At 43.9% G+C, this 11,795-nt stretch carries 10 protein-coding genes; 7 read left to right on the top strand and 3 right to left on the bottom strand.

Annotation, left to right across the window (positions count from 1 at the left end):
* Positions 1-244 precede the first annotated feature (244 nt).
* Entirely contained in the window at positions 245-1,453 is a 1,209-nt protein-coding gene (locus QMA01_RS13685) for an ROK family protein (RefSeq protein ID WP_203340805.1), read from the bottom strand.
* A 317-nt stretch (positions 1,454-1,770) separates the two neighbouring features.
* On the opposite strand from QMA01_RS13685, the gene QMA01_RS13680 reads away from it, so the two are divergent.
* From QMA01_RS13680 to QMA01_RS13670, 3 genes are all read left to right on the top strand, one after another.
* A complete protein-coding gene (locus QMA01_RS13680; RefSeq protein ID WP_191716124.1) occupies positions 1,771-3,072 on the top strand; it encodes an extracellular solute-binding protein in 1,302 nt (433 codons plus the stop codon).
* Between the two features lie 94 nt (positions 3,073-3,166).
* Positions 3,167-4,045, top strand: a complete 879-nt coding sequence (locus QMA01_RS13675; protein WP_191716123.1) for a carbohydrate ABC transporter permease — start codon at positions 3,167-3,169, stop codon at positions 4,043-4,045.
* A 13-nt stretch (positions 4,046-4,058) separates the two neighbouring features.
* Entirely contained in the window at positions 4,059-4,880 is an 822-nt protein-coding gene (locus tag QMA01_RS13670) for a carbohydrate ABC transporter permease (RefSeq protein ID WP_191716122.1), read from the top strand.
* A gap of 18 nt (positions 4,881-4,898) precedes the next feature.
* Here QMA01_RS13670 and QMA01_RS13665 read toward each other — a convergent pair whose 3' ends face one another.
* Positions 4,899-5,534: a YesL family protein gene (locus QMA01_RS13665; RefSeq protein WP_191716121.1), complete on the bottom strand. Its 636-nt coding sequence runs from the start codon at positions 5,532-5,534 to the stop codon at positions 4,899-4,901.
* A 209-nt stretch (positions 5,535-5,743) separates the two neighbouring features.
* On the opposite strand from QMA01_RS13665, the gene xylA reads away from it, so the two are divergent.
* From xylA to QMA01_RS13645, 4 genes are all read left to right on the top strand, one after another.
* Positions 5,744-7,066 (top strand): xylose isomerase, encoded by a 1,323-nt coding sequence (xylA, locus tag QMA01_RS13660; protein ID WP_290215215.1) that lies wholly within the window; start codon positions 5,744-5,746, stop codon positions 7,064-7,066.
* 30 nt (positions 7,067-7,096) lie between these two features.
* On the top strand, positions 7,097-8,596 hold the full coding sequence (gene xylB / locus QMA01_RS13655) for a xylulokinase (protein WP_290215214.1): 1,500 nt from the start codon (positions 7,097-7,099) through the stop codon (positions 8,594-8,596).
* A gap of 78 nt (positions 8,597-8,674) precedes the next feature.
* Complete coding sequence (locus QMA01_RS13650) at positions 8,675-9,658, top strand: aldo/keto reductase (protein ID WP_290215213.1); 984 nt, start codon at positions 8,675-8,677, stop codon at positions 9,656-9,658.
* An 81-nt stretch (positions 9,659-9,739) separates the two neighbouring features.
* Positions 9,740-10,753 (top strand): Gfo/Idh/MocA family protein, encoded by a 1,014-nt coding sequence (locus QMA01_RS13645; protein WP_290215212.1) that lies wholly within the window; start codon positions 9,740-9,742, stop codon positions 10,751-10,753.
* 68 nt (positions 10,754-10,821) lie between these two features.
* Here QMA01_RS13645 and QMA01_RS13640 read toward each other — a convergent pair whose 3' ends face one another.
* Positions 10,822-11,742: a PhzF family phenazine biosynthesis protein gene (locus tag QMA01_RS13640; RefSeq protein WP_191716116.1), complete on the bottom strand. Its 921-nt coding sequence runs from the start codon at positions 11,740-11,742 to the stop codon at positions 10,822-10,824.
* Between the last annotated feature and the right edge of the window lie 53 nt (positions 11,743-11,795).

The following is an 11,795-nucleotide window of genomic DNA, read 5'->3' as shown; positions in this document are numbered from 1 at the left end:
TTAAAAATAAAACAGCCGGAGAGAAAGAAAGCCTTTTTCTCCCGCTGTTATTTGATGGGGGAATACGTTTTCTGAGAACAGCTGGCTGATGGGAATGGAAGCGGCAGAAGCCGTGCCCGCGGAACGCGTCCGCCGCAATGGACATCTGCCGGGTCTTTCGGGAACGACAAAAGGGCTGTCACCAAAAGTCATTTTTCATGACCTTTTGGGACAGCCCCATAACCAACAACTCGAGTGTGCATTCTTAAACGTTCATGCTAATTTTCTGCTGAATACTGACACTGAGGAAGTTCTCGATAGAAAACGCGGAGGCCCCTAATGCGCTGGAAAACGTACTCAATTCAGAAAAACAGATAGTCAAATCATTCTGTTGGAACCACAGAGCCTGATTGGACACTCGCTCAGTCAATGTCTTATTGAGCCATTTGTAAGAAGAAGCCATTCGGTTGCCGATAATCACTTGCTGGGGGTTAAAGCTGTTGATGATATTATTGATGCCGACTCCAAGAAAATCTCCTGCTTGTTCGAACAAAGCAATTACTTTTGGATCGCCTTGTTCGGCAAGGCTCAATAGGTCACTCAGCTCTAATTCTTTCTTTGTTGGAAGAGTCAACTGCATTTTTTCTGCAGCTGTCAACAACGCCTGTTCAGAAGCATACAATTCCCAGCATCCTTTATTTCCGCAGCGGCAGGTAGGGCCATTTACTTGAATCGTCATATGCCCAAGTTCGCCTGAAAAACCTTTCGAACCTTTATACAATGATCCGTTCAATATAAGCCCGACACCTATGCCGATTCCCGCACTGACATAAATGATATGCTCGGAATCTTTTCCTGCACCGTATTTCTTTTCCCCGTAAGCGCCGGCATTTGCTTCATTTTCGATAATGACCGGCAGTTGATACTTGTTTTCCAGGATCAGCTTCAAATTCAGGTTCTTCCACTTAAGGTTTGGAGCAAGCAGAATTTCGCCATGATTATCGACGATTCCCGGCACCCCGACACCAATTCCGACAATTCCGTGAGGGCTCTCAGGAGCGGAAGCCATCAAGTAATCGATCGTATTGAAAAGTTGGTTTTCAATTTCTTCATATGAAAGATTTTTAAAAGTGACTTCTTTTTCATGGCAAATCGTGCCGCTCAAATCTGTCAAAACGCCCAGCAGGTAATTGACTCCGATATCAATCCCGATAGAGTAGCCAGCTTTTTCATTGAAAAGCAGCATGACAGGACGCCTTCCGCCACTGGATTTGCCTGGACCGGATTCACAAATCAAATGGTCTTCCAGAAGATCATTTACTAAGGAAGACACTGTCCCTTTATTCAACCCGACTTCCTGGGCCACTGCTGCTCTGGAAATAGGTGAGTGGTTGATAATTTTTTTCAGTACAAGGGATTTGTTGCCTTCTTTGACTACATGATGATTCCAGGTTTTATTTACTCTAGGATTCATGGCCATCAACTCCTTCTGCGCAATTTTTTTAACATGACGATATTCCCCAATCGCGTTGACGGCTACTTCTTCAGAGCGGCACAATAAAAATCAACAATTGAACACGGGAATGGAATTATAAGTTTTAACTATTTCTACTAACATTGTAACGTGATTTCTTTAATTAATGTGAAAAAGCTTACTCTCGCCTGTAGTTTATCATGAAAATAAAACTTTGTTTAGCCACTAGACTAACAAAAATAATTTTGCTACAATGAAACCGCATACAACAATCTGAAAATTGTTGTAATAACAAAATTTGCAAGGGGGAGAGAAATATGGGGAAGAAGAAAACGCTTACACTTCTATCGTCTGCTTTAGCTTTATCAATGTTATTGGCTGGTTGTTCAGATTCTGAAGAAGCAGGGGGATCATCGGGATCGGCTGAAAAAGAGATAAAATTCATGCATTTATGGCCTGAAGGCAGTTCAAAAAAACATTTTGATGTAGTAAACGAAATTATTGCTGAATACGAAGCTGAAAATGAAGGGGTTTCAGTGGATCTTGAAGTATTAAGCAACGAACAATATAAAGATAAACTAAGAGTTCTCTCTACGTCCGGAGATCTTCCAGATGTCGGCTTGACTTGGGCTGCCGGATTCTTGGAGCCTTACGTTGGCGGGAATATGTTTGCGCCACTGGATGATGTAATCGAAGAAGACTTGAGTGACGCTTTTGTACCAGGAACCACAGAAGCTTATGCAATGGATGGCGCAACTTACGGATTGCCATTGGAATTAAACATTGTGTCGCTGTATTACAATAAAGCAATGTTCGAAGAACAAGGCATTACGCCTCCTGAAACCTACGAAGAACTTGAGACGGCAGTGAAAGAGTTCAACGATGCTGGAATCCAGCCGATTGCTCTAGGGAACCGTGATTCATGGACAGGCTCGATGTGGTATATGTACCTGGCTGACCGAATTGGCGGCGCTGATGTTTTGAATAAAGCAATTGACCGTTCCGGATCTTTTGAAGATCCTGCATTGGTTGAAGCAGCTGCAAAAACACAGGAATTAGTTGATATGGATGCTTTCGTCAATGGCTTTAACGGCCTTGCAGATGAAGAAGCTAAATCCATGTTCATGAGTGGGCAAACACCGATGTATTTGATCGCCACTTGGGATCTTCCTAACTTCACAACCAATGAAAGTGTGCCACAGGAATTCAGAGATTCAATCGGCTATCTGAACTTCCCGACTGTTGATGGAGAAGGCGATACAAGCAGCTTTGTCGGTGGACCTGGAGTTGGATTATTTGTCGCTGAGGAATCAGAAGTAAAAGAAGAAGCAAAAGATTTCGCTTCATACTTTGTTAAAGCCTGGGGAGAAGAAGCAGTAACCAAAGCAGGCGTTATTCCTGCTACTAAAGTGGATGCTGGATCTTTAGATCTTCCAGAAATGTATGTAGATATCCTTGATGAATTGAATGGCGCAACGAACATTACATTGTTCGCAGATGTTCAGATGAGCCCGGATGTTGCTCAAGTGCACCTGGATTCAATTCAAGCCCTTTTCGGCAATGAAATAACGCCGGAAGAGTTCGCTAAAAATCATGAAGAAGCTCTGTCGAAAGAGTAATAAAGCTTCTTAAAAAAATCTAATTAAAAAGAGGGGACATATCCTAACTTGTGGAATGTCCCCTTCTATTTTCTAAGATGTGGGGTTGAATGGTATGAACAAAGTAATGTCCAATAAATTCTATATCGCTTTCTATATTGCACCGGCTCTTCTCCTGCTTCTGATCCTCGTTTTCATCCCCTTGGGTTTATCAGGGTATTATGGCTTGATGGATTGGGATGGCATAGGAGAAAAAACCTTTATCGGGTTAGAGAATTACATCCAAGGAATTCAAGACAAGCTTTTCTGGAACAGTGCCTTCCATTCGTTTTTACTGGCAATCTTTTCTACGTTAAGTTTGGTCATTTATTTGACGGTCTCCTTTATATTGGCTTCCAAAATTAAAGGAGCAGATTTGCTGCGCAAAATCTATTTGATTCCCATGCTGTTGTCTTCGGTTGCCATTGCACAACTATGGGTAAAAATCTACAATCCTTCCAATGGTATTCTAAACGTCTTCCTGATGAGCATCGGGGTGGAGAATCCGCCATTGTGGTTAGCGAATCCTTCTATTGTATTGTTTGCCATATTCGTTCCAATCCTATGGCAATATGCCGGCTTTTATATCTTGATCTATTATGCGGCATTAAAGAATATTCCCGAATCGTTGATAGAGGCTGCCCGAATCGATGGGGCTTCTGCTTTCCAGATTGCGACACGCATTAAGCTGCCGCTGATCAAAGAAGTGGTCAGTGTGACAATTGTGTTGGCCATTGTGGGATCACTGAAATACTTCGACTTGATTTATGTAATGACTGCAGGCGGACCGAACGGAGCCAGTGAAGTTATGGCATCTTATATGTACAAACTCGCTTTCTCCAATTATAACTTTGGATACGGCAGTGCCATCGGCTTCCTGTTATTGATCATTACGTTGATCGTTACACTGATCATCCGCAAACTGACCGAAACCAAAGACAAGCTCGAATACTAAAGGAGGCATGAAAATGCGCCGCATTGGTTATTTCTTTCTTTACCTGGCTTTGATCATCGTTGGATTGTTTCAAATCCTGCCATTGATTTGGCTGTTCCTATTCTCATTAAAAGACAATAATGAAATTTTTGCGGGTTCTCCATTTGCTCTGCCATCAGAATTCAGATGGGAAAATTACGAGAAAGTCTGGAACGGCGGCATTGGAACCTATTTCTTCAACAGTGTTTGGATTACTGTGCTTGCCATCATTTTGACGGTCCTTTTTGCCAGCATGGCGGCTTTTGCAATTACGCGGTTAAAGTGGAAATTGAGCGGACTCGTGCTCGGCCTTTTCATGGTTGGCTTGATGATTCCGATTCATTCAGCCCTGATTCCGCTTTACAGCATGTTCTTGAGTGTGGATTTGATCGACAATCCGATATCGATTGTCATTACGTATACGGCATATAATTTGCCCATCACCTTAATGATCCTGTTGGGCTTCTACTACACTTTGCCTCACGAAATAGAAGAAGCTGCCATAATCGACGGTTGCTCCATTCACCGGATGTTTTTCCAAATCATCTTACCGATGACGTCACCGATTTTGGCGACAACTGTGGTCATTAACATGATTTATAACTGGAATGAGTTTGTATTTGTCAATACGTTCATCAGTTCAGAAAAGTACAAGACGTTGACAGTGGGAATCCAAAACTTCATCGGACAGTACATGACCGATTGGGGTGCAATTGGAGCGACGTTGGTCATCAGCGTCCTGCCGATCATTGTGGCCTTCATCTTCTTCAGCAATAAAGTGGTTGAGGGAATTTCCTCGAGTGCAGTAAAAGGATAAATGAAAAAGCTTCACACTTTAAGGAAGAGATCCCCTTTGGTGTGAAGCTTTTTTATGGGTTTTTCCGAAGGCATACATCGCCATCCACATGGTCAGAAAAGCGTATAAGCTTCCGCCGAACAGAAAGGCCAGGGCTGGAAACAATCTCATGATAAAGAATAATGGAACAAAGCATAGAACAATGACTGCAGTGGCTACTGGATTGACGAGCATAAGAAGAAAAGCATTTTTGATGACTTGGGGCACCTTGACATCAAAGTGCACAAAGGACGGGAACAGATAAAACAGAAAAAAAGTGAATAGCAGGATGAATGCAAAAAGCGGAACATACGTCCAATCCAATTGTTCATTCGGGCTTGTTTGGATGTAGAAGATATCCAACGCAATAAGCAAAAGCAGTACATTGATAAAGACGCCAAGAAGATTGCTTTTCAGAAACTCTTTCTTATAGAATTCCCAGAAAGAGTTGAAAAGCGGAAGATCCGCATTGCCTTTCAGCCATTCACGGCAAATGGCAAACATGGAAGTAGTGGCAGGATAAAATCCGAACAAGACTCCCCCTAATAGGGTAAAGACAACCCATAGTAAATTCAAATAAGCGAAACGGGTGATCCATTCCAATGCCGTATAGATATAATTGCTTACAGTATTCATTAACAACCGCCTCTATCCTAAATTTCAATGATTTATAAAAGCATACCTCACGTGCCAAAAAAACTCATTTAAAAGCTTACAGAAACTTTGTTTAATCAATAGACAAACTAATTATAACTTGCTATAATCCTTAATGAAAGCCTTTTCACTAACAAGTCTAAATATTAGTACATATTCGTAGAACTAAAATTATATTGGAGGTATGGAACATGGCACATTTCACAGGAATTGAAAAGATAAAATTTGAAGGAGCAACTTCAAAAAATCCATTCGCTTTCAAATTCTACAACCCGGAAGAAAAAATCGGCGGAAAAACAATGGAGGAAACTCTTCGCTACGCAGTGTCTTATTGGCATACATTTACAATGGACGGTTCTGATCCATTCGGTGCCGGAAGTATGGTCCGTTCATGGGATCGTTTACAAGGGATGGACTTAGCAAAAGCGAGAGTTGAAGCTTCTTTTGAATTTTATGAAAAAATGGATGTACCATTTTTCTGCTTCCATGATGTTGACATTGCACCGGAAGGCAGCAATTTGAGAGAGTCCAATAAAAACTTGGACGAAATCGTTGGGATGATCAAAGATTACATGAAAGACAGCAAAGCGAAATTGCTGTGGAATACAGCTAACAACTTTACGCATCCACGCTTTGTTCACGGAGCAGCAACTTCAAGCCATGCAGACGTCTTTGCCTATTCTGCGGCGAAAGTGAAAAAAGGTCTTGAAGTCGGCAAGGAACTTGGTGCTGAAAACTATGTATTCTGGGGCGGGCGTGAAGGCTACGAAACGCTGTTGAATACCGATATGAAACTGGAGCTGGATAACTTGGGCCGCTTCTACCACATGGCTGCGGACTACGCGAAGGAAATCGGTTTTGATGCCCAATTCCTGATCGAACCAAAACCGAAAGAACCTTCTACACATCAATATGATTACGATGTAGCGACAGCACACGCATTTTTGCAGAGCTATAACCTGGACGATAAATTCAAATTCAATATCGAGGCCAATCACGCGACGCTTGCTGGCCATACATTTGAACACGAACTTCATTATGCACGCATCAACAATATGCTGGGATCTGTCGATGCCAACCAAGGCGATCCACTATTGGGCTGGGATACCGATGAGTTTCCGACTGATCTGTGGTCAACCACTTTGGCGATGTATGAAATCCTTAAAAATGGCGGACTTGGGCGCGGCGGCTTGAACTTCGATGCCAAAGTAAGAAGAGGATCATTTGAACAGGACGATTTGTTCCATGCGCACATTGCAGGAATGGACGCTTTCGCTGTCGGCTTGAAAGTCGCGCAGCAGCTGATTGACGATAAAGTGCTTGAAAATGTAGTCAGCAACCGCTACGAAACGTATACATCTGGAATTGGACTGGATATCGTCAATGGCAACACGGACTTCCACCAACTTGAAGATTATGCATTCGGCATTACAGATATCAAGCAAACTTCTGGACGCCTTGAACAGATCAAAGCGACAATCAACCAATACTTGCTGCAGGCTTTCGCAAAATAAGAAAGTTTCCAGAGTGGGAGAGCTGACTTTATGAAATATGTAATTGGCGTCGATTTGGGAACAAGCGCTGTAAAGATTTTATTGGTGGACCAGCAAGGGGCGGTTGTTGAAACTGTATCGAAACCGTACCCGCTGATCCATGAAAAGAACGGCTACAGCGAACAGGATCCACAGCATTGGGTGGATCAGACGGCTGCTGGGCTAAAAGAATTGCTGGGCATCTTCGGCGGAAATGCAGAAGATATCGAAGGCATCAGTTTTTCCGGTCAAATGCACGGACTGGTTTTGTTGGACGAGAACAATGAAGTGCTGCGTCCGGCCATTTTGTGGAATGATACGCGGACAACAGCCGAGTGCCAGCAAATTTATGATGTGATTGGACAGGAAAAGCTGCTGGAAATCACAAAAAACCCGGCATTGGAAGGCTTTACTTTACCGAAAATCCTGTGGGTCCAGAAACATGAACCGGAAATTTTCAAAAAGGTGAAATCTTTTGTACTGCCGAAAGATTATCTGCGCTATAAATTAACAGGCAAACTCCAAATGGAATTGTCAGATGCAGCAGGGACACTTTTGCTGGATGTTACGCATAAACAGTGGAGCCAGGAAATCTGTGATTTGTTGGAACTGGATTTTTCGATGTGCCCTCCGTTAGTGGAATCGCATGAAGAAATTGGCACTGTCATAACCGAATTTGCTTCTGCTTCTGGATTGTCCCAGTCTACCCGCGTTTTTGCTGGTGGTGCCGATAATGCCTGTGGCGCGATCGGAGCGGGAATTTTAGAAGAAGGCAAAACGTTATGCAGCATCGGGACTTCCGGCGTTGTCTTATCTTATGAAGCGCAAGGAAATAAGGATTTTGGCGGCAAGGTCCATTATTTCAATCATGCAGCACCGAATGTATTCTATACAATGGGTGTGACTTTAGCTGCTGGCTACAGCTTAAGCTGGTTCAAAGAAACATTCGCACCGGAAGTGTCATTTGATGAATTGTTGTCTGACATCGACCAGGTGCCGGCCGGATCTAATGGATTGGTGTTTACACCGTATCTGGTCGGGGAAAGAACTCCACATGCAGATGCTGTGATTCGCGGCAGTTTTATCGGAATGGACGGTTCACATCGCCGGAAAGATTTTGCGCGTGCGGTTCTGGAAGGAATCACGTTTTCGCTGCAAGAGTCCATTTCAATCTTCAGAGAAAACGGCAAAACGATTGATACCATTGTATCCATCGGAGGCGGAGCACAAAATGGAGACTGGCTTCAAATGCAAGCCGACATTTTCGATGCGAAAATTGTTCGCTTGACCAGTGAGCAAGGCCCAGGGATGGGGGCAGCAATGCTCGCAGCTTTTGGTTGTTCCTGGTTCCAGACATTGCAGGAATGCGCGGATGCATTTTTGCAGGAAGATAAGCAATATCTCCCGATCGAAGAAAATGTTCTGGCTTATAAAAAGTTGTTTCCTATTTATCAGCAAGTTTATGAAAACACGAAAGATTTGAATAGCAAACTTTTGGAATTTCGCAAGTAACTGCCAAAATAGAACCTCAACTAAACAGTTGAGGTTTTTTTGGCAACAAAACCCCAATCTTAAGAAGAGGTGACTGGAATGAACTATCGCGAACTGGGCAAAACAGGCATGAAAATCAGTGAATTGAGTTTCGGGACATGGGCAATTGGAGGGTCTTGGGGAAATACCAATGATCAGGAATCTTTAAAAGCATTGGAATACGCTATGGAACAAGGTGTGAATTTCTTTGATACAGCAGATGTCTATGGTGACGGACATAGTGAAGAGTTATTGGGAAAAGCGACTAAAGGAAAGCACGAAGAAATCCATATCGCCACTAAGTTTTGCCGGGCTGGAGATATTCATGATCCAAAGACCTACTCAATGGAACAGGTTTCTCAATACACGGAAGCGAGCTTGAAACGTCTAGGACGGGAGCAGCTTGACTTGCTTCAGATTCATTGCCCGCCAATGGAAATTTTACAGGAAGGCAGTGTATTTGAAGTGCTGGACAAACTGAAGGAACAAGGGAAAATCCGTGCATACGGAGTCAGCGTTGAAACGGTGGAAGAAGGGCTTCTATGCCTGGAAAATCCGAATGTCAGCAGTCTGCAGGTGATTTTTAATTTATTCCGCCAAAAGCCGCTGGAACAACTCTTTCCAAAAGCACTTGAAAAGAATGTCGGCATACTGGCCCGCATCCCTCTTGCCAGTGGATTATTGACCGGGAAATTCAAAGTGGATTCACAGTTTGAAGCTGACGATCATCGAAACTTCAACCGCGACGGTGAGGCGTTCAACGTTGGAGAAACGTTTGCAGGACTGGAGTTTGCCAAAGGCGTGGAATTGAGCGACGAACTTGCATGGATTGCAGAAGGCCGTGGAAACCGGACCCAAGCTGCATTGAAATGGATCTTGCAGCAGGAAGCGGTCACTTCCGTCATTCCAGGATTCCGAAGTGTTGCGCAGGCAGAAGACAACCTGAAAGCATTGGATGCCCGGGAATATACCCCTGAAGAAATCGACCGATTGGCGCAATTCTATAAAGAACGCGTCCATCCGGAAATCAGAGGCGTATATTAATAGAAGAATCTTACCGCTAAAGGGCAAAAGTCCCTTTAGCGGTTTGTTTGAATACCTATACGTTTAAAAGGAGAGAAGGATATGAAGAAAATTCGATGGGGAGTCCTCAGTACAGCCCAGATTGGAAGAACGCAAGTCATTCCAGCGATTTGCCGCGCTGACAATGCTGAAATTATCGCCATAGCGAGCCGAACCAGCAAAGTGCATGCGATAGCTGAGGAACTGCAAATACCCAAAGCTTACGAAAGTTATGAAGAACTGTTGGATGACCCTGAAATTGATGCGGTTTATATTCCGCTTCCCAACCATCTGCATAAAGAATGGGTGATCCGCTCGGCACAAAAAGGCAAGCACATTCTTTGTGAAAAACCGATCGCATTGTCTGAATTGGAAGCAGATGAAATGTTTGCCGCTTGCAAGGAAGCTGGCGTCAAATTGATGGAAGCCTTCATGTACCAATTGCACCCGCAGCATGCCCGTGCCAAAGAAATCATTGCTTCAGGAGAAATCGGCGAAATCAAATTGATGAAATCCAGCCACTCGTTTTATTTGGAGAATCGTTCAACGGATATCCGGATGGATGCCGCAATGGGAGGGGGCAGCATCTATGACGTCGGATGTTATGCCATACAGGCGATCCGCCATTTGACAGATGCTGAACCAGTGGAAGTACAGGCAGAAGGCGATATTGATCCGTCAACTGGAATCGATTTGACTGGAATTGTGCGCATGAAAATGAGCAACGGCGTCCATGCCTTGTTCGATTGCAGTTTTGATATGGTCAGCAGAAATGACTATGAACTGATTGGTACTGAAGGCAGCCTTAAAGTGCCATTTGCTTTCCGTCCGGATCTCAATGGCCATATCGGCACCGTACTGGTTCATAAAAGTGGCGTTACACGCGAAGAACGAATTTTAGGCGATAGTTACAGGCTGGAAATTGAACAGTTTTCAAATGCGATTTTAACGGATACGGATCCGGCCATCACTGCGGATTCGACATTAAAGAACATGCGGACCATTAATGCCTGCTACCGTTCGTTGGAAACTGGAGAAAAAGTCCATATTGAAGAAACGGAAGAAACCTTCTACTAAAAGAAGGTTTTGTCCGTTCTGATTGAGTTCAGGCGCAGAGCTTTTTAAAAGTCACTGTCCAGCCAGGTTTACGGAACATAAAGTTCCCCTTGCCCTACCACAATAGCGGAACCGCCAATTTTCACTTCTCTGTATTTCTGTTTTTTCTTCACTACCGTAATGTCGATAAAACTCGGCCTCCCCATTTCGATGCCTTGCTCGCTGCGGATTGTGTAGAGCCCTTCTTCCATGTGGCTAACAGCACCATGCTCGACTAGAAATGCGCCGAGAGGTCCTGAGGCGGCACCTGTTGCCGGATCTTCAGAAATGCCCATGGCAGGAGCGAACATCCGGCAGTGCACAGTGGAATTGTCTTCTTCCGTTTCATTAGTAAAGGCGAAGATATGCTGGCGATCGGGATCTCCGCTAAAATGGCGTTCCCATACATCGGTGCGGAAGTTGATTTCCCGCATAGCAGCAAGTGAACGGATAGGGACAAACAGGAAAGGCAACCCAGAAGAAACGGTCTGAATCGGATAACGGAAGTCCAGTTCGCTCTTTGGCAGTGACAGCAGATCCGCGACGAGAGCTTGCCGCGTCAAGGTCTCGCCAAAAACAGGGAGAGGCTGAATCATTTCAATTTTGATGATTTTCTCAGCTTCTTTTTGCACAGTGACGTTGATATCTCCGAAATTCTCTTCGATGGTCCATTCATTGATTCCATCCTGTGTAGGCAGCATTTTCAAATACGCCAGTACATAAGCTGTTCCAATGGTGGGGTGGCCCGCTATCGGCAATTCAACCTGGGGCGTGAAAATTCGGAGACTGACCTGATTTTGCGGTTTTTGGGGCGGACAGATAAAGGCTGTCTCCGATAAATTCAGTTCATTGGCTATTTTTTGCATGGTCTTTGATTCCAATCCTGATCCATCATGGAAAACCGCTAATGGATTTCCACCAAAAGCCTTTGCAGTGAAGACGTCGACTAAAGTATACTTCAAGGTTTGCATAGATACCCTCCTTTGTTAGAATAGTGAGACTTTAGAGTTTCTTTGTATCAATT

Source organism: Planococcus notacanthi (assembly GCF_030407825.1).
Lineage (GTDB): Bacteria > Bacillota > Bacilli > Bacillales_A > Planococcaceae > Planococcus > Planococcus notacanthi.
The sequence above is the reverse complement of the archived record's forward strand: the minus strand, read 5'-3'. Positions and strand labels throughout refer to the sequence as shown.